Consider the following 17,900-nt stretch of genomic DNA (forward strand, 5'->3'; position numbering starts at 1 on the left):
GAACTAGAACACCTAGGATTTTTGCTCTGACGGAGAAATCCGTTCACGTACGGACCGCTCCGCCGAGTCAGCCGCGGATTGGACGACATCTCCAATTTGGTCGGCCACCGTGCCTGCTTGTGTGTCCTGCCGTCCAGCTTCCTGCTTGATCGTCTCGTAGGCCTCTGCGGCAACTTGCTTGGCCTGATCGAGGCCTTGCTCGAGCATGCCCTCCGAGGTGTCGCGAAGCTTCTCGCGATATCCGCCCAGTTGCTCATCCTCGATTGCGGTATGGGGCAACATGGCGCCTATCGCGGCGCCGATGGCGAGACCGACCGCCGCAACGGCCAGGGGCTGATCATTCAATAGCTCATGCGCCGAGCGGCTGGCTTTCGCAGCCATGTCGCCAGCCGCCGATCCTGCATCAGCGGCGTTGCTCGTCAGTCCCTCCGCGATGCCCTTTGCCCCGCTCGATATGGTGCTCCCAACGCTGCTTGCGGCTGACGAGACCGATCCAGCAGCGTCGGAGAGCGTGCTGCCCAAGCCGCCGCCCTCCGCCTCGTAGCGCCCACTGGGCGGTGTAGGCGTCGCATAACTGGCCGGGCGGTTGCTGCCGTTCGACGGACCACTGCCCAGCATCAGCCAAGCCAGGCCGGCGCCCACCATGGTCACGGGCAAAGGATTGTCCCGGACCTGGGTTCTCAGGTTGTTGAGCATGGCCGAACTCTCTCCTCCGGAGAAGATCCCGGTGAATTCATCCAGCAATTGTCCCGGTGTCATCTTGCCTCGAATGGATTCGGCGGTTTCCACCACCCTGGCGCGCGCGGCCTCCGCCTCGCGTTCAAGTTCGGCTGCGGATTTCTCGGTCATCTCACTTGTTCCTTGATCACATTCGCGTCGCGCCTGAGCTGTTCCTGCGTCCGGTCGGGAGTAAGTTCGGAAGGCGCCATGCTTGCCGTCCCCGTGCGCAGCAGGATAACGCCAAGAATCGCTACCACCACGCCGACCAGCAGTGAGGACCACCCGGCGCCCAGCCCTGCCCGAGTCAATGCGATGACCAGTGCTTGCAGCAGCACGATCAGAGCCGCGAGCAGGCAGATTGCTCCGCCCAGCACCTCGGCGGCGCCAGCTCCCGTCTTGGTGAGCTTTTCTGAAAGCTCCGCCCGCAGAAGCCTGGCTTCGGTTTGCACCAGCGTGGTGACGTTTTGGGCCAAGTCGGTCACCAGGGTCGCGAGGCTGGGATTGTCCTGCGTGTTCATCTGTCTTGCTCCGCGTGCTGCGTGGCCAGATCGTCATCGGGGCGGCCATATCCTCGGGAGCCGTCTGTCGACCGATCAGCAGATCGAACGGTCTGCGAGTTGGCTTCTCCCGAGGCACTCCGAGATGCCTCGGGGCTTGTCGGTGGGGAGGCTTTGATGAACCGTCCAAGCGCCAATCCAGCCAATACGGAGCCAGCGAGCAGGACACCGGGGTTTTGCCGGCCGAAGGACTGCACATCCTCAAGCACCTGCCCCAACGGTTTTTGTTTCAACGAGGAGGAAAGCCGCTCCAGTCCGCCAGCGGCCTCCAAGGCAAATTTCGATGCTGTCCTTTCATCATGGTTGGCCAGGTGATCGCTGGCCGCGCGTAGCGCGCCGCCCAACGCCGCCAAGCTCGACCCGATGTCGCGCTGCGTTTCCTCTGCCTTGTCCGACATGACCTGCGTGGCTTCTTTTGCGTAGCCGCCAGTCTTGCGGGTCAGTTCGTCGCGCGCATCGTGAAGCAACTCGCTCGCGCGCTCTTTTTCCCGGCCAACCCTGTCGGAAACGTCACTTGTCGCCTTGTCGAAATCTGCGGGTTTACGGCCCTGGCCGTCATTGCGTTGCATGGATCACCTAGTGAAAACCGAGGAAGGAGAGGACCGCGAGCACGACAACGACGAGGCCGATAAGATAGATGACACTGTTCATTGCACGTTCCTCCGTGCTGCCCAACTTCATGGAACCTGCGATGTTCCGTTGACGAAGAGCTTTTTGCGATTCACGGGCGATGCAGGGGAAGCTTGGTCCGGACACCGCAGGCAAGAGCGGCGTTGCCGCGGGGCCTCGGTCCAGTTCTCCAGCACAGCTGCCGATCGCCAAGTAGATGAATCCTCCCTCGACATCGTCGCCCGCAGCACGCCATCGCGGAAAGACAGCGTGCGCTGGCTTCTCCAGCGAGCACTGGCCAACATACCGACCATCAACATCGATCCCTTGGGACGCATTATCACACGCCGCTCGAGTGACGCACGTCGGCTACTCGTTCGACGTCCTGCCGCAGCTCATTCGCGATGTCTTCGCCAGGCTTCTTCAGCCGGAGGCGTCTTGACGGGAGGCCGCCACCCTCGAGTGCGAACGGGACAAAGCGGAAGCGGTGGCTTTCGCCGCCGCTTCCTGCCTGCGATTTTACCCATTCGGCTGCCTTCCTGTCGAACATCTGCCCAATTTGCGCACCAGGGCTTGGCCGGGGCGGCGAGAGCATCGGCGCAGTCCGTCGATGGCCTGCTGTAAGGCGGGAGCAAAGAGTGTGTTCGACGCCTCGACTCGAACCGGGAACTGCAATTTCCTGTCGGTGTGATACATGGTCGACTGTTTGTTTGCAGCTAGCCGAACCTCAGCCTGGACGCATTCCGCCCGGGCAGCCGTTTAATTCCGAAAGAACTGGCAGCGGATCGCCCCCCTGTCAGCAGAGCTCAATTGCCACGACGCGGGGCCGTGCCGGCCGGTCGAACGCGGTGGCGCTGACCGTCGGCCCGGGATTAGGCAACCTTGGAAAACAGAGCGACGTCACATCTGGCCAAGCCGTAACGCCACCGGTGATCGGTCGCGGCAACCCGGCTTTGGTAGAACAGTGAAAGTTGGCTGCCTTCTATCATCACTGTCGAATGACCATTCTCTCCGGGCTGGCCTGGTTCGAGCACCGGGCCGATCGACACGTAAGGTCCGGCGACGTCATCGGCGATGGCGAAAAATACGCGCTGACGGTTCCCACGAAGGCCATTTGGGAGAAAGCAAGTGGCGTTCAGAAGCACGCGGCCATCTGGTAACTCGACCAGCTGCGCACCCTCTATGCCCCATTCATAGTCGGGATCCTCTCTCGTATTGTGATGAGGAACATCAGCATGATCGAGTATCTTGCCTATCCGCTTCCAGGGACCGAACCACGAGTCGGACTGGCTGCGTGCGAGATAGATGTCGGGCTGCGGCACCCTGTTGAATTTTGGCATGGCAGAGTAAGCGAGATAGCGCTTGCCGCCGATGACCGCGGGGTGTGGATCGTAGATGCCATCCTCCTCCGTGTCGGGGATGGCGAGAATGGCCGGGGTGAGAACCACCCAATGGAAGCCGTCGTTGGAAACCGCATGCTCGCAACGGCCGCCGGATTTCATGAACTCGGTCTGGATGAACATGTGGAAGACGCCACTTTCGTGGATGACGCCCGGAGCCGCGACCCCCGTCCCGTTAATGGGAAGCTCGATCGCTTCGTGCTCGGTCCAAGGCCCATAAAGGTCGGGCGCCGTCGCGTGCAGGATTCTCCACGTCTCGGTCGTTACCGTCCCGCTTGAACCGAAGACATGCCACAGCCTGCCATCGAAGACGGGGCATGGGTCCTTGAGGTCATCCACGCTCTGCGGATGAAACAGCGGAAACACGTTGGTATCGAAGGTGATCTTCATCTCAGTCCCGGAATTTGCCTTGCCCTAGATCCCCAGCGATGCAGGCGAATCAATTTGGATGTCCCGCATATTTTATAGCCAGCGAGTTCAACACAAATACGGCAAGGGCGGTTCTCCACCAGCAAACCCTGATCGGGAGCCTTCCGATGGCCCGTCCCCTCCGGCTGCCATTCTTCCCCGCGCAGCCAGCGCCCATCCAAAGCAGCGACCGAGGCTGTTTGTTTCAACTTGGAACAACTCACCTGCACGAAAGTTAGGAGCTGAAACCGAAGTCTAATTCTTCGTCATTCACGATTAACAAATGTTAGTCGCAACATAAACGACCGTCTATAAAAAGGAATATCTCAATGGAAGCAGCCTTGAGCAGGGCAACCGCTAGTAAACATGCTGGCAGGCAAAATCTTCTGGTTTGCTTCTCCCATTTAAGGTGGAATTTCGTTCATCAAAGACCGCAGCATATCCTCACTCTCGCGTCCATGCAGCAGAGAGTGGTCTACTTTGAGGAACCCCTTTTCGAAGAACTGCCGCAGCCGGTGATGCGGAAAAGCGAGGCCTCGCCAAACATTCTGATTGTCACACCAGTGCTCCCGCTCGGCACGTCCGCCGCGAAAGCAGATGCCGTGCAGCGGAGATTTGTTCAGCAGACAATCGCTTCTATGCCGCACAGCCGGCTTATCGCTTGGTATTACACACCAATGGCTCTTCGCTTCACGGAATACCTTGTGCCGGACGTATGCGTCTATGACTGCATGGACGAACTCTCCGCGTTCAAGAATGCACCACCCGAACTCGGCCAACTGGAAAAGGCACTTCTGCGCCGCGCCGATCGCGTTTTTACAGGCGGCCTAAGCCTGTTCGAGAACAAACGTCATCTGCATCATGCGATCTATCCCTTCCCGAGCAGCATCGATGTGAGCCACTTTCACAAGGCAAGGAAGCCGGGCAAGGACCCAGCCGATCAGACCGGAATCCCTCACCCGAGGGTAGGGTATTTCGGCGTAATCGACGAGCGGCTGGATGTCGATCTCGTGGCTCAAGCGGCGGAGACCATGCCGGACGTGCATTTCGTCATGCTCGGCCCGGTGGTCAAGATCAACCCCGCAGACCTGCCCCAGGCCGAGAATCTTCACTGGCTGGGCGGGAAAGGTTACCGCGATCTGCCCGACTACCTGCGCCATTGGGATGCGGGCTGGATGCCGTTCGCACTCAATGAAGCGACCCGGTTCATCAGCCCTACCAAGACGCCGGAGTTCCTGGCGGCGGGCCTGCCGGTGATCTCGACGGCGATCGTCGACGTGGTGCGCAGCTACGGCGCCGCTGGACTGGTGGAAATCGCCGACCCCGATGATCTGGAAATCAAGCTGCGCTCCGTTCTTTTACGGCCGCGTGAAATGCTTATGCAGCAAGTCGACGCCTACCTTGCGGACACCTCGTGGGAGCGAACATGGAACGCCATGGCAGCTCACATTGAGCGCGCCTATCAAGGCAAAAAGGTCGTCCCTCTTCGCAGGAGTGCTTAGCCATGTTCGATTGGCTGGTCGTCGGGGCGGGTTTTGCCGGCAGCGTGCTTGCCGAAAGAATAGCCTCGCAGCGTCACGAGAGCGTTCTGCTGGTCGATCGCCGCGGCCATGTCGGCGGCAACGCCTACGATTGCTACAACGAAGCCGGCATCCTCATCCACCGCTATGGTCCGCATATCTTTCACACGAACAGTCAGGCGATCGTGGGGTATCTGTCGCAGTTCACCGAATGGCGGTCATACGAGCACAGGGTGTTGGCGGCGGTGGACGGGAAGCTCGTTCCGATCCCGATCAATCTCGACACGATCAACCGCCTTTACGGTCTGGACCTGACCTCGGCACAGTTGGAGGATTTCTTTGCGTCCCGACGCGAGACTGTGGAGGATGTTCGCACGGCGGAGGACGTCGTCGTCAGTACCGTCGGACGCGAGCTCTACGAAAAATTCTTCCGTGGCTACACAAGGAAGCAATGGGGCGTCGATCCCAGCCAACTGAGTAAATCTGTGACAGCACGAGTGCCGACCAGGACCAACCATGACGACCGCTATTTCAGCGACAGCTTCCAGAAAATGCCGGCCGGCGGATACACAAGGATGTTCGAACGCATGCTCGATCACCCGAACATCAAGATCATGCTGCATGCCGATTTCCGCGAAATTCGTGAGAAGATTCCGTTCAGGCGCCTGATCTATACCGGACCAATCGATGAATATTTCGGGTGGCAGCTCGGGCATCTTCCCTATCGCTCGCTGCGTTTCGAGCACGTTACACTGGACTGCGAACAGTTTCAGCCGGTTGCCGTCGTCAATTATCCGCAGACGCAAGACTACACTCGCATCACGGAGTACAAACATCTCACCGGCCAGCAGAACTCGCGGACCAGCCTGACCTACGAATACCCCACGGATATCGGAGATCCGTACTACCCGGTGCCGCGGGCCGAAAACGAAGCGCTGTACAAGCGCTATGAAGCACTCTCCGCAACCTGTTCGGACGTGTGGTTTGTCGGACGCCTGGCAACATACCGCTACTACAACATGGATCAGGTGGTCGGACAGGCTCTGGCTACTTTCGATCGCATCCAAAAAAGCGTCCCGGAATGGGCAAGCCCGGGAAAGACGTTGGCGGACTTGGCAATAAGTTCCCCTGCACATAAGGGCTAAAGGCGGCTGGGGAACCGCAAAGAACTCATCCAGCACCGCGGGGCGGGCAGGCGCCCTCCCCTTGGTGTTGCCGGCCACACCTTCAGCGCGTCAGATTCGGCGCGAACAGATATTGCTGACGGACCAGTTCGTCCGCGATTGGCTGGCACAGACGTCGCGTGCCATCCGCCTGGATGACCGAAAACAGCCCCACCTCCGCATGTCGGGAATTATCCCACCCGGGGTAGGCGGTTATCGGGTACAGGCAAATACCCTCGATCGGCGCTTGGAGGCTCATCGCCGCACGCACCTCGTCGCAGACATAGTGGAGCCAGGCCGGCCCGCCGGATCCCTCCGACCCGGTCTCGGCGATGAACATCGGCTTGCCGTATCGATGAGCGGCCTCCATCAACATTTCCGACAGAGCACGGTACTCGTGGTGCCCCATCGGAATGGTCGGCCCATTTATGTACCATTGATTGTGCGGGTAGAAATTCAGGCCAACGGCGTCGACAACATCTTCGCTCCCGCCCAACTCAGGTTCGACGCGGCCCAGCAACATGTCGTAAGCCTCGAACTGTCCCAATCGGGCGTTTTCGGCCCGGCGCCTTTCGCCTCGGGTCCGGTCGCGTGGCGCGATATGGATGAGCGGCTCGGCCCAGACAAATCTGCATGCCGGGTCGACTTCCCGCATTGCACGAACACCCGCGATGGCGGCCTTGACGAGATGCCGCTTGAACCATCCCCGTTTGTTCGGCCCCACGCGCGGGAAATAGCTGACCTCAACAGCCCAGGCAAAGAAGGAGATCTCGTTGATTGGACACAACAGAGGCGATGTTCCGGTAATCGAGCGGTGCACCCTCACGGCCTCGGCCGCAAATGAGGCATAGGCATCGATGAAATGCTGCGACCCCTGATCGACGTGGTCTGGGGATCCGTAGTGGAAGATGTCCCAGATGACCTGGACACCTGCCGTTTGGGCTGCCTCGACCATAGGCGCCCAACTTGACCAGTCATAAGTTCCGGGAGCGGTTTCGATCAGGTGCCAGCGCAACCCGTCGCGGATGGTGCGAAGGCCGAGTTCGGCGCAGCCGCGGTAGTCGCCCAGGGCATGCAAATTATGCGAGGTCGCACGAATAAGGTCGAGGCGAACGCCGTCCTTGCGCCGATGCGAGGAGCATTCAAAGCCCGCCATGAAAAAACTGGCAAAGCGCCAAGCACCGGAAACCGAAGCATCCACCTCCTGGCCCTTCGTGCGTGCCGCCTCGTTCATTCGAAGTCTCCTTTGGTCAGTCGGCTTCGCACTCGGCCGGATTGTTCGGAGCGAGAACTGCCTTGGCGAAAACGCATCCGATCGGGCAAGCAGCATCCCCCTGCTCAGTTCGGCATACCCCTCATTCTTACATGACCGAGTAGTGCCGAACCGATTGGTTGTGTCTTTGTTCCGGTGGTCCACCGTCCGGTAGCTGAGTGGCGAAGGCAAATCAGGAACAAGGCGGCCGGAGCCAAGTTCGGGGATGTACCACCGGCATCGATCAGCTCGGCCGGATGCTCGCAAACAACAGAGGCACGGGATCATATGACCGTTCAAATTCGACTTTCCGATATCGACCGCGCCAGGCGGAAGGATCGTGGCGACGGCGCTTGGAGTATCGCACCAGATCTGGGCTATTTGCGATTGGCAATCGTCAATGTCGTGTTCTTCGGCGCACCGGGCAGCGGAGATCGCAAATGGGTGCTGCTCGATACAGGGTTGCCGACGTCCCGGAGCAGCATCCTTGCGGTCGCGGAAAGCGCTTTGGGACTGACACGCGGCCGGCCGCGATCATCTTGACTCACGGCCATTTCGACCATGTGGGAACGGTTCTGGACCTGCGAATACGTGGGACGTGCCTGTCTTCGCACACCCGCTCGAGCGTTATCTGGACGGAACCATGTTCTATCCGCCACCGGACCCCTGTGGGGGGTTGGACTGATGGCATTGCTTTCGCCGCTCTTTCCATGCGGCCCGATCCGATCTTGGCGACCGCTTGGTGTCCTTGCCTGCCGACGGATGGATCCCCGGGATGCCCGGATGGCAATGGCTGCACACGCCGGGACACGCCTCGGGGCATATCTCGCTCTGGCGGGAGGAAGACCGCTCGCTGATCGTGGGGGACGCTTTCATGACCACGGGTCAGGAGTCGGTCTATGAGGTCGCCGTTCAGGATCTCGAGATGCACGGTCCGCCACGCTATTTCACGCCCGACTGGGATGCGGCGGAAAGATCGGTGAAGCGCATGGCCGCACTGAAGCCGCAGATGGTCATCAGCGGACACGGGACGGCGGCTGCGGGCGTGGGCATGCGTCAAGCTCTCGACAGCCTGGCTGATCGGTTCAGGCAGTTGGCCGTGCCGCCGAAAATGAAATTCGTGCGCGAGCCAGCGTCCCAGATAGCTAGGGCAACCGATCCGCCATCGTTCTGAAAATAGGTCAGATTGGGCCGACTCTATCTCTCGACCGGTAGAGTTTCCCGTCGAGTCGGGCGCCCCTGCATCGTTCACCGACAAACTCCGACAAGCGGAACAAACCCGGGAGGCGCCGGTTAGGAGGTTCGATCGACGCAGGGCGGCAGCCAAGCGCCGGAAGGACGCGTCCTCTCCGGCGGCGAGCCGACCGGCAGTTATTCGAGCCCGAACGCGTCGGCATTCGCCAAGACTCGCTCATGCCAAACCGCGGAGGAGAGCAAATGGCAAATCTGGGAAGACTGGCGATCGCGATGCTTGGCGTTTTGGCATACCGAAGTCGCGACAAAGTCTGTGAATTGATTCCGGGAGCGGGGTATCTTAACCCAAACGATCCGCAACGCAGAATTCTGGCTCAGATAACTAATGGCGTGTCGAGGGCTGACCTTGGTCAGATCCTCGACCGATTCAGGGAGCTGGGCGCAGGATCTAAAGTCGACTCGTGGGTTGGCAACGGCCCAAACCAACCAATCGAGCCAAGGCTCGTCGAAGCGGCGATGGACGAAGGTACACTGATGTCCATGTCGGTGCAGACGGGTCTTTCGCGCGAGGAGCTAATCAGAAGGATTACGCGGGACCTACCCGAGACAGTCAACGAAATGACGCCGAATGGTGAATGGCTGCCTGAATCAACACAAGGCTTGGGATAAGTCGACCTTGCTCGACAATGTGTCCTAGGATGCGTGAATTGGTCGGCAAAACCAGTCCGATCGTGCACTTCCCTCAGGAGATCCGGCACCTCAACCATTGGATACGTATCGCTGATCTCGGCATTCAGTTCCTCGGCGGCGGCAGGAACTTCGCCAGCGGTCGGTGCGACGATCAACGTCCCGGCTTCAAGGCGAACACCTTCGAGCTTCCCTGACCGTGCTCTGTGCGCCAGGCGCTTCAGATTGAAGTCGAGCATCTGCCGCGCTTCGGCGAGCCAAGCCGCGCCATCACGCTGGACGCCCAATCCGAGCCGATCCTCTTCCTTCATTGTGGTGAATGCCGACCGCGGCATCAGGGGCTCATCGATCGGCCGGAAGGATCGGCTGCCGTCGACCCAAATGTCTGCAGATCTAAGCCTGTCTCGCAAAGCCGCGAGCGTTGCAATCTCGTAGACACGGCGATCAGGACCGCTCAGATGACGAGCGGTCCTCATCGCCGGATTGCGCTCTGCGAACCAGCGCCAAGGCGCCTCTGGTTGGCGTGCCTAAGCAAAGCAGCAACGACACCGATGACTGCTGATCCGCGGTGGGACGGGGGAATGTGCGGTCGCAACCAGATCCTCAGGGCAACGGTCCAAACAGGGTGGCTACGCCAAACACTCGGAGGAGAACCGGCTTTGCTATGAGGCACTTCTGACATGCAGTACTCGTGCCCACCCGTCTGAAACACCAGCCAGGTGAGAATGTTCCGCGACCCTTGAGCGACTGCGATGGGCCGGGACGGAGACGATGAATGACGCATTGGAACTCAAGACGCCTTGGGCATCGCCGCATCCAGGTTGCAGATGCCCGTCGACCAGTACCGAGGTACGGACCTGGGTAGTCTGGGTTTAGAGCGTGCTTGCGTCTCGCCAAAGATTCGCACAGCACCATGCCTCGTGGGCAAGAGGCGCATGCACGCTACTGTTGTTGCGGCTCCTTGGACTTTTGCCCATTGCCGTGTTTGAGCGCCGCGTCCAATTCTGCGCCGGCCAGCACTAGCGTCGTTGATAGCCAGAGCCAGATCATGAAGGCAATCACGGTGCTCAGCGATCCATATGTAACCGAGAGGCTCGCGACGTGAGCAAGCACGCGTGAGAACAGCGCGGAACAGCCGGTCAGGGCCAGCGCTGCTGCGAATGAACCGTAGGTCACCTGCGGCGCCCGTTCGCCCTCACGATTTGGCGCATAGCGGTAGAGGGTGCCGACGCCAGCGGTGGAGAGCGCGACCAAGATGGGCCATCTGAAATAGGTCAACAGCACAGGCCAACCTTGCGAATTCCCGCCAAGCGAAAGCACGAAAGGACCTGCCACGATCAAGGCGATGCCGACCAGCGACAGAAAGAGTGCGCCGCCGGTGAATGCAAAGGTGATCACTGTCAGGCGCAGGAAATGTCTGCTCTCCGTACGATCAAAGATTGTGTTGAGTGCGACCAAGATCGCCTTAAAGCCACTGCTCGCGCTCCAGGCGGCCAGAGCGAGGGCGAAAAACGGCCCAAGGAAGCCCAAGGAAGAGGCTGCGCCGGGGTCGTGCGCGAGTTGGGTGTCCATGGCCGTGCGGATGATTTCCTGCGTACTCTGTGGCATCGTGGAGGCGACGGTAGTCACTGCGGCCCGTAACTCGTCCGCGCCTATGAACTGGCTGCTGACCCAGACCAGCACGGCGATGCCGGGGAAGACCGCGAGGGTGGCGCGGAACGCTACGCCGGACGCGATGATAGAAAGCTTGTGCGTCTGGAATGCGGTCGCGGCCTGACCGACGACATGCACCCAAGACCGCAGCTTTGCCGCGGCGGACCAAGGCTTCGGCATCGCACCCTCCGAGCTGGCTGATGCGAGGGGAACCATTCATGAAGCGCATCGTTCCACAGCCCATTAGGGCCTGGCCACACCTGATTGCTTTCTGCTGGCTTCGCCACGCCTTGATCTGGCGGTCTCGTGGAGGTTCGCAGATCTCGCCTGGGCGAAATAGCTCCTGGCGCTCGGCGCAGGTGGAGTGACATTGAAGCCGATCCGCAACCGCGGCTAAGCGAAGGGATGGTGCACACGTGCCAGGTGGCGACAACCCAAAAGCACTCATCCGCTATGCGGTTTTTTGCGCCGCCTTTGCCGGGGCGACGCTCTTTCTTCTTTGGCGCGTGAGCGAGGCGTTGCTGCTTCTCTTTGCTGGAGTGGTATTTGCGGCATTTCTCGATGCACTCACATTCTTGCTTGGGAAATCAGTGAATTGGCCTCGCGGGGTGCGTCTGATCATCGTCTGTGGCATCATCTTTGTTGTTGTCGCTGCCTGCACTGCGTGGGGCGGAACCGCGATTGGCACGCAAGGCAGCGAGCTGGCGGCCACGGTGCGCGAGCAGATCAACAACGGCTTGGCCTGGCTGAAGCAACATGGACTGAAATTTCCTCCGGACACCGTAGGGGATCTGACGCAGATGCGCGACGCAACGCCTACCTTGAAGTCCATGCTGCCTGACGTCGGCGGGCTCTTTGGGCCGGCCTGGACCGCCATAGCGACTTTGGTGGCTGGGCTGGGCGACGGTATGATTATTGCGTTCCTCGGACTGTTCTTGGCCGCCCAGCCACTCGTCTACCGTGACGCCATTCTCCTGATTGCCCCGCCGGACCGGCAAGACTGCTGGCGGATGGTATTGGAAGAATCGGGGCAAGCCCTGCGGCACTGGATTCTGGGCCAACTGATAACGATGACTTTGATCGGACTGCTGGTTTGGCTTGGATTGATGCTGATCGGGGTCGGTCCGGCTGCTCTTCTGGGCCTGCAAGCAGGCCTGCTTGCCTTTGTACCAACCCTGGGCCCGCTGCTTGCGGGTACCATAATCGTCGTCGCCAGCTTGCCATTCGGCATCTGGGCGCTGATCGGGGCGGCCGCCATATATGTCTCCGTCCAGACGTTGGAGAGCTACGTCTTGACGCCGATGATCCAAAGGCGAGCCGTTTCCGTGCCTCCCGCTTTGCTATTTTCCGGACAAATTGTGCTTGGGGTGTTGTTTGGCGTGTACGGTTTAGCCCTTGCGACCCCTTTGGCTGCGATCATCCGGATTTTCTTTTTGCGGCTATACGTAGAGCGCGCTCCTGCCAGCAAGGATGTCTCGGCGTTGGCAGATCCCGATGAACGGGGCCGAGCGTCGTGAAGCTGCTTTTGGATATCATAGGAATTATGTACGCATTCGGACATGCCATTGCGCACAGATCCGCTTAGGAACATGCTCAATCTTCACCGGCTCTTGCCCTCCAAAAGGCGGTACGGCCCGGCCTGCGGAATCCTGTGTCACACGACGAGCGGGCCGGCATATGTGCCTGGTGCCAAATGACTGACAATCTCGGTCACGCTTTCGAGAGCTATGATCCTCGTCATGGCCCTTGTGGCGATTGGGATCATCCTGGTTGTCATGGGAATTTTCTGAAGGACGCTATCTGAGAAAGCCCCGGCGCTTTGGTCTGCACCGGGGCCTTTGACATGTACGAGATACTCAGCATGTCGGCCAGATTAGAGGCCTGGCGGGGTTGAGGGGGAGTCATTGCCGGGCCTGGCTGGTGGCGGCACCACCGAGTTGGTACCGTCGCCAGCTTACGGCAGGGTAGCATTATGAGCGTCGGGCTGGCATCATTCGAACAGACGAGATGATCCTTCAAATAGCGGCGCTTCCAGCCGGCTTATCCGGGCCAAAGCACGCCATCATGGGCGCGCTTTGGGCGGCGGACGCTATTCGCAATCAGTATCTCAAGCGCCCAGGTCCTCTGGTGCAGACATGAACAAGCAGACGCTCCTCGCGCTGGCCGCAGGCACCGCCCTGCTCGGCGGGTGGTTGGTTTTTTCTGGCCCTCTCGCCCACGCGCAGATAGGTGACTTCGCCAGGCAGGCGTGGCCGATCCCTGGCGGCGGCCGGCGATTGCGTCGCTTGCCACACGGCGGACGGCGGCAAGCCGTTTGCCGGCGACAGGCCTATCGAGACACCCTTCGGTTCGGTACCATCTACTCAGCCAACATCACCCTCGACCCCGAGACGGGCATTGGCGCGTGGACGGAGGAGCAATTCTACCGCGCCATGCACGAGGGTGTAGCCGCGGACGGCAGCCGGCTCTATCCCGTATTTCCTTACCCGTGGTTCACCAAGGCGTCACGCGCAGATGTTGACGACATTCGCGCTTACCTGCGTACGCTCGAGCCCGTCCGATCGAAGGCGCGCCCGAAATCAGTTCACATGGCCGCTGAACCATCGGATTGCCATGCTGGGATGGAACGAGCTGTTCTTCACGCCCGGTGAGTTCCAGCCTGACAAACGGCAGTCGGCTGAATGGAACCGCGGCGCATACCTGGTGGAAGGCTCGGTCATTGCGGCGCCTGCCACACGCCCAAGAACGCGTTCGGCTCAGCCAAGACGGCCGAAAGGTACCAGGGCGGGGAAATCCGGAACTGGTTCGCGCCTAGCCTGGCAGCTGACCGGCGTGGGGCCTTGGATCGTGGGACACGGAGGACATAGCCCGTTTTTCAAGACTGGCCGCAATGACCGCACCACGGCCTATGGCCAATGGCCGAGGTGATCAAGGATTCGACATCCAAAAATGAGTGACGAAGATTTGCAGGCGATCGCAACTGATCTGAAGTCGCTCGCGCCTACCGCTCCTCAAGGCTCGGTGGCTTCAGACCAGGACGTCGCTCGCGCCGGTCGGCGATCTATGCGACCAGTGCTCTGCTTGCCATCAGCCAGGAGGCGTCGGCGTGAAAGGGCTCTTTCCGTCGCTCAAAGGGCACGCGGTCGTCCAGTCCGAACAGCCGCTATCTGTTTTGCGTATCACCCTCAACGGCGGGCACGCTGCGTCGATGCCCGGAAATCCGAACTCATTGGCGATGCCGTCATTCGGATGGAAACTTTGGGATGGCCAGATCGCGTCAGTCGCTACCTACGTCAGCACCGCCTGGGCAACAACGCGAGCGCAGTGAGCTCAGATGAGGTGGGAGACCTGCGGAAGTCCGTCGAGTCTGCCTCGAGCACATACTAGGTGTTCTGACCCCTTTAGGTGGATCGGACAGCCATTTTTACTCGCCGTTAACATAGGTGATTCCGCTGTATGCCGCTTTTGGTCTTCCCTTAGGAAGGGAGAAACAATAGGTCGGGAACGACTGGGGAGCGCCAAAAATGGCAGGACACTTACGGAACGGCGGCGGCCCGTTCGAGATTGCTATGGTCGTCGTCATGGCCTCGGCGGCTATCGGGATCATCTTGGTCGCCGCCACGGCATTTGCCTGACACCCGGTGCTTAGGGCTGCGTCCGCGAGGGCATCAATGATGCTACTTTTTTGCCAGCAAGATTGCTTCGCGCACTAGCGACGGCAGATTGGCTAGCCCGAGCAAGTCGATAAGCTCGCGTGCTTGGCTGTGGGTGATGCCGGTTCTGTCCACAAGCCAGTTGACGTGCTTTTCCTTGGCTGCTTCAAGCTCGCTGTGCTTGGACATGGGGCTTTTCCTCCCGGGGGCGAAAGCCTGATGTTCCCTTCCAAGCGTCCGATCGCCGTGTTTATGTACTAACGACCACAGAAGGCTACCGCTTGTTCGGGCGGTTGGCTACCTTGGGTTTGTGAAATATACAGTCGCCAAATAGAACCTTCCAATAGCCCTGCTTGGTGCTGCTGACCTCGTCAAGGTCGGGATCGGTGAAAGGCATTCATGGTTCGACATCGAATAAGAGCGCCCCCTCATGTCAGCAGGCTCCACTCCATCTTCGAACAGGAAAGCATGAGAGAGACTTTCAACACTGCTATCGTGATCGCATTGGTAGCGCTCGCAGTTGTCCCGCTTTTGCTGGCAACATGAGGTTTTCGCACCGGTCCGTCCGACCCGATTGCTAGTTCCGGTCAATCGCTTACCGCTAGCAGAGATTAGCCTCGTTTTGCCGGCAGCCTCCGGTGGAGGGTGGCCTCATCTGGCCTGATCGTCGGGCCTGGCGGCACCCATTCACTCCCGATGCCGTGCGCGACGCTCGAAGTTCTCGGGCCGTTAATCTCCGCGCCGGTCTCTTCAGCAGGCGCGCCGAGAAGAATCGACACAGCTGTGATCCGCAAAAAAATTGGGCGGCTTTGGAATAGTTTCCGGCGATGTCCGGTATACTTCGTACAGGCAATGGTCCCCCTCTGCCTGTCAGGCCCAGCAGGCTCTCCTTGGTTGTTGTCCCTTCACTGCTGGGCCTCCTTCCGAAAGGAATGATCCATGACCTTGTCTGGCGACATCCGTTGGCCGAGTATCTGCGCGAGTGCGGTTTCAAGGTGTATGAAGCCTCGAACGGCGAGGAGGCGCCCACAGCCCTAGCGGGGTCTCACCTGAAGATTGATGTAGCGCTTGCGGATACGACAACGGGAGGCAGCGGCTTCGCTCTTCGTCAATGGGTAAAGGCCCAAGAAATCTCGGTGGAAATCATCCTGGCTGGGTCGTGGAGCAGGCGGTCGATAACTTAGTGCACTCTGCAACGACGGCCCTGCCTTGGCAAAACCCGCGAAAGGACAAGCCGGTAGGAAGCTTTGATCCTTCTGCGCCGGTGGCGGCGAGCTTAGGCGGGCTCTCCGATTTAGGTAACAAGCTGGGACAGGGTGTCTTTGCAATCCTCTGCCGCCGCGTGCCGCATGCCGGCGACGCAGTCACGGTGCGGCTTCACCCATGCTTGACCGCAGAGCGAGTCGAGGCCAGCCCGCAGGAATGTGGCTTCCCCAGCGTCGGCGCGAAGGCGTCGGTTAGCGATCCGCTGATCCCATTGGAACTCGGGTAGTCCTTGCAGCTCACAATCGGAATTTTCCATAAGGGCGATAGAAGCTGGACCCTGCTTGCCTTTCGGGCGAACTGCCGCTTCGCCGACCGATCTCGCCGTGGGCAACAGGCCTAGACTCTAGTAGTCTCGGTGCTGAAAGCATAACCGGGTTGAACAAAAACTCTGGACGTTTGCAGAATGGATCATATGTAAAACCGGACCGGCGATCGACTGATGATCGTGGCGACCACGTGCTGGCGCCGACGTAGTAGGGCCCAGGGAGCCAAGGATGAAGACGATCCGAAACGCTGCCGCCACGCAGCACGATTCAACAGCTCATCACGCCGGCCAGGTTCTCGACATCAATTCGGCCTCGCAAACCGAGTTGGCGGCATTGCCTGGCATGGATGCTCGGTTGGCCCGCCAATTGTGCGACAACCGGCCCTTCAAACGATGGGCCGAAGTCAAGGCGCTGGACGGTTTCGATGCCGCGCTGGTGGCGCAACTGAAGGCTGGCCCAGCCACGATCAGGAAGCTCTAGACATTGGTCGCGCAAGACCGGAACTGGGTTCGGCAAGGCGTGCGACTGTTCCAATTCGAACAGCCGTACCGCGGTACGAGGGTGCATGTCGTCTATGATCCCGATAGCGACTGCCCTCGTGTGTCCTCGACATCACCGATGCCAACGTCAACGATGCCCAGATCGGCCGTACGATCGCAATCTGAGTTCTTCCGACGTGCGGTGGACGCTCACTCTCTTGGCAACAAACCCGGAGCTTGAAACGCCTTCGGCAAGCGTCGGGTTTCGCGACCGCTGCCTGCTCGGAACCTATCACCGTCACAGTAGTTCTTGCGACGTGCGGCGTCCTCCGCGCGCCAATGGAGCCCGGCGTTTGGTGCCCCCCGCCTGCGTCGGGCTCGCTTGTCCGCCGAAATTCTCCACCGGTGCCTACTCGGAACCAATGTCCATCTCGTAGGTTCTTGCGAGGTGCGACCGTTGCACATCAACGGAACCCGATGCTTGAAACCCCTCGACAAGCATCGGGTTCCTTTCCTGCCCCAAGCCCCCGGCCGGTGGATCAGCTGCTTCGGCTTCGCATCGGGCCCCAAGGGCACGCTCTACGCGGTGCGGAACAGATGCACCAGGTGGCTCCGCCGCAACAATCCGCCGTGGTGCTCACGCCCATCGATGCGGCGCTGAAGAAGGCCGGCTCCCCACCCCTCAGCGAAAGCGCGCCGTTGACCGCCGCCGCGCAAGCCACATCCCCGATAGCTTCTCCGAGCCGCACTCGCTCGACCAGCTCAAGGGCCTCTCCGCGTCGTTGCCGGCCGGACAACACGGGCGGCAGCTCGTATTGAGGGCGCCTGCGGCGGCTGCGGCGCCGCTCCCACCGAGGCCGACATGGATGCATTCGCGTAAGACTGCCTCAAGAACTCGCAGAAGCGCCAGCGCCTGCTTTCGTCCAGCTTCGGCGCGGCAGGCTTCGCGCTCGAAGCGAACGGCAAGGCCCGCAAGGTCGCGGTGTTGGTTCTGGGCGCCGCCCATTAGGGCGCGATCCCTTGATCTCGTCGAACCCTCGCTGCAAGTCCTTGAGCGGTCGCAGGATTGAGCC

15 protein-coding genes and 4 pseudogenes are annotated in these 17,900 nt (G+C 60.2%); 9 read left to right on the forward strand and 10 right to left on the reverse strand.

Annotation, left to right across the window (positions count from 1 at the left end):
• Positions 1–12 precede the first annotated feature (12 nt).
• From LB536_RS28345 to LB536_RS28370, 6 genes and pseudogenes are all read right to left on the reverse strand, one after another.
• Complete coding sequence (locus LB536_RS28345; protein WP_140762587.1) at positions 13–849, reverse strand: DUF3618 domain-containing protein; 837 nt, start codon at positions 847–849, stop codon at positions 13–15.
• Positions 846–1,238: a phage holin family protein gene (locus tag LB536_RS28350; RefSeq protein ID WP_140762585.1), complete on the reverse strand. Its 393-nt coding sequence runs from the start codon at positions 1,236–1,238 to the stop codon at positions 846–848. Before LB536_RS28350 ends, LB536_RS28345 begins: the two co-directional genes overlap by 4 nt.
• Positions 1,235–1,846, reverse strand: coding sequence for a hypothetical protein (locus tag LB536_RS28355; RefSeq protein WP_140811831.1), 612 nt, complete (start codon positions 1,844–1,846; stop codon positions 1,235–1,237). Before LB536_RS28355 ends, LB536_RS28350 begins: the two co-directional genes overlap by 4 nt.
• A gap of 7 nt (positions 1,847–1,853) precedes the next feature.
• Complete coding sequence (locus LB536_RS28360) at positions 1,854–2,099, reverse strand: hypothetical protein (RefSeq protein WP_224598362.1); 246 nt, start codon at positions 2,097–2,099, stop codon at positions 1,854–1,856.
• A 387-nt stretch (positions 2,100–2,486) separates the two neighbouring features.
• Positions 2,487–2,582: pseudogene (locus tag LB536_RS28365) on the reverse strand (catalase); the annotation flags it as partial.
• A gap of 176 nt (positions 2,583–2,758) precedes the next feature.
• Entirely contained in the window at positions 2,759–3,676 is a 918-nt protein-coding gene (locus LB536_RS28370; protein WP_181178741.1) for a hypothetical protein, read from the reverse strand.
• A gap of 347 nt (positions 3,677–4,023) precedes the next feature.
• Here LB536_RS28370 and LB536_RS28375 point away from each other — a divergent pair, with 347 nt between their 5' ends.
• Both LB536_RS28375 and glf read left to right on the forward strand, forming a co-directional pair.
• The gene (locus LB536_RS28375) at positions 4,024–5,196 is read left to right on the forward strand and encodes a glycosyltransferase (protein ID WP_224598365.1); all 1,173 of its coding nucleotides are present in this window, start codon (positions 4,024–4,026) and stop codon (positions 5,194–5,196) included.
• Positions 5,197–5,198: 2 nt separating this feature from the next.
• Positions 5,199–6,359: a UDP-galactopyranose mutase gene (gene glf, locus LB536_RS28380; RefSeq protein WP_140811828.1), complete on the forward strand. Its 1,161-nt coding sequence runs from the start codon at positions 5,199–5,201 to the stop codon at positions 6,357–6,359.
• An 82-nt stretch (positions 6,360–6,441) separates the two neighbouring features.
• Here the strand turns inward: glf and LB536_RS28385 are convergent, their stop codons facing one another.
• Complete coding sequence (locus tag LB536_RS28385) at positions 6,442–7,611, reverse strand: beta-glucosidase (protein WP_140762570.1); 1,170 nt, start codon at positions 7,609–7,611, stop codon at positions 6,442–6,444.
• A gap of 306 nt (positions 7,612–7,917) precedes the next feature.
• On the opposite strand from LB536_RS28385, the pseudogene LB536_RS28390 reads away from it, so the two are divergent.
• A pseudogene (locus LB536_RS28390) lies at positions 7,918–8,803 on the forward strand (MBL fold metallo-hydrolase).
• Between the two features lie 263 nt (positions 8,804–9,066).
• Positions 9,067–9,492: a YidB family protein gene (locus LB536_RS28395; protein ID WP_140762566.1), complete on the forward strand. Its 426-nt coding sequence runs from the start codon at positions 9,067–9,069 to the stop codon at positions 9,490–9,492.
• 20 nt (positions 9,493–9,512) lie between these two features.
• Here the strand turns inward: LB536_RS28395 and LB536_RS28400 are convergent.
• Positions 9,513–9,959 (reverse strand): annotated as a pseudogene (locus LB536_RS28400) (Tn3 family transposase); the annotation flags it as partial.
• A 493-nt stretch (positions 9,960–10,452) separates the two neighbouring features.
• Positions 10,453–11,343 carry a YihY/virulence factor BrkB family protein gene (locus tag LB536_RS28405; protein WP_224598366.1) on the reverse strand — a complete coding sequence of 297 codons (891 nt, stop codon included), beginning with the start codon at positions 11,341–11,343 and terminating at the stop codon, positions 10,453–10,455.
• 236 nt (positions 11,344–11,579) lie between these two features.
• Here LB536_RS28405 and LB536_RS28410 point away from each other — a divergent pair, with 236 nt between their 5' ends.
• From LB536_RS28410 to LB536_RS31390, 3 genes are all read left to right on the forward strand, one after another.
• The gene (locus tag LB536_RS28410) at positions 11,580–12,680 is read left to right on the forward strand and encodes an AI-2E family transporter (RefSeq protein ID WP_224598369.1); all 1,101 of its coding nucleotides are present in this window, start codon (positions 11,580–11,582) and stop codon (positions 12,678–12,680) included.
• Between the two features lie 618 nt (positions 12,681–13,298).
• Positions 13,299–13,814 carry a hypothetical protein gene (locus LB536_RS28415; protein WP_224598370.1) on the forward strand — a complete coding sequence of 172 codons (516 nt, stop codon included), beginning with the start codon at positions 13,299–13,301 and terminating at the stop codon, positions 13,812–13,814.
• A gap of 455 nt (positions 13,815–14,269) precedes the next feature.
• Entirely contained in the window at positions 14,270–14,491 is a 222-nt protein-coding gene (locus LB536_RS31390; RefSeq protein WP_224598371.1) for a hypothetical protein, read from the forward strand.
• Between the two features lie 349 nt (positions 14,492–14,840).
• Here the strand turns inward: LB536_RS31390 and LB536_RS28425 are convergent, their stop codons facing one another.
• Positions 14,841–15,005: a hypothetical protein gene (locus tag LB536_RS28425; RefSeq protein ID WP_224598372.1), complete on the reverse strand. Its 165-nt coding sequence runs from the start codon at positions 15,003–15,005 to the stop codon at positions 14,841–14,843.
• 1,571 nt (positions 15,006–16,576) lie between these two features.
• Here LB536_RS28425 and LB536_RS28430 point away from each other — a divergent pair.
• Both LB536_RS28430 and LB536_RS28435 read left to right on the forward strand, forming a co-directional pair.
• A complete protein-coding gene (locus LB536_RS28430) occupies positions 16,577–16,828 on the forward strand; it encodes a ComEA family DNA-binding protein (RefSeq protein WP_224598373.1) in 252 nt (83 codons plus the stop codon).
• Between the two features lie 55 nt (positions 16,829–16,883).
• Positions 16,884–17,010 (forward strand): annotated as a pseudogene (locus tag LB536_RS28435) (transposase); the annotation flags it as partial.
• Positions 17,011–17,900 lie beyond the last annotated feature (890 nt).

Origin of the sequence: Mesorhizobium sp. ES1-3 (assembly GCF_020164795.1) — a bacterium.
Taxonomy (GTDB): Bacteria; Pseudomonadota; Alphaproteobacteria; order Rhizobiales; family Rhizobiaceae; genus Mesorhizobium.

Excerpts from the sequence above, each read along its gene's own strand:
- LB536_RS28385 (WP_140762570.1), bottom strand. The coding sequence starts at position 7,611 with ATGAACGAGGCGGCACGCACGAAGGGCCAGGAGGTGGATGCTTCGGTT.
- LB536_RS28425 (WP_224598372.1), bottom strand. The coding sequence starts at position 15,005 with ATGTCCAAGCACAGCGAGCTTGAAGCAGCCAAGGAAAAGCACGTCAAC.
- glf (WP_140811828.1), top strand. The coding sequence starts at position 5,199 with ATGTTCGATTGGCTGGTCGTCGGGGCGGGTTTTGCCGGCAGCGTGCTT.
- LB536_RS28370 (WP_181178741.1), bottom strand. The coding sequence starts at position 3,676 with ATGAAGATCACCTTCGATACCAACGTGTTTCCGCTGTTTCATCCGCAG.
- LB536_RS28405 (WP_224598366.1), bottom strand. The coding sequence starts at position 11,343 with ATGCCGAAGCCTTGGTCCGCCGCGGCAAAGCTGCGGTCTTGGGTGCAT.
- LB536_RS28345 (WP_140762587.1), bottom strand. The coding sequence starts at position 849 with ATGACCGAGAAATCCGCAGCCGAACTTGAACGCGAGGCGGAGGCCGCG.
- LB536_RS28430 (WP_224598373.1), top strand. The coding sequence starts at position 16,577 with ATGAAGACGATCCGAAACGCTGCCGCCACGCAGCACGATTCAACAGCT.
- LB536_RS28375 (WP_224598365.1), top strand. The coding sequence starts at position 4,024 with ATGGAAGCAGCCTTGAGCAGGGCAACCGCTAGTAAACATGCTGGCAGG.
- LB536_RS28395 (WP_140762566.1), top strand. The coding sequence starts at position 9,067 with ATGGCAAATCTGGGAAGACTGGCGATCGCGATGCTTGGCGTTTTGGCA.
- LB536_RS28355 (WP_140811831.1), bottom strand. The coding sequence starts at position 1,846 with ATGCAACGCAATGACGGCCAGGGCCGTAAACCCGCAGATTTCGACAAG.
- LB536_RS28350 (WP_140762585.1), bottom strand. The coding sequence starts at position 1,238 with ATGAACACGCAGGACAATCCCAGCCTCGCGACCCTGGTGACCGACTTG.
- LB536_RS28415 (WP_224598370.1), top strand. The coding sequence starts at position 13,299 with ATGAACAAGCAGACGCTCCTCGCGCTGGCCGCAGGCACCGCCCTGCTC.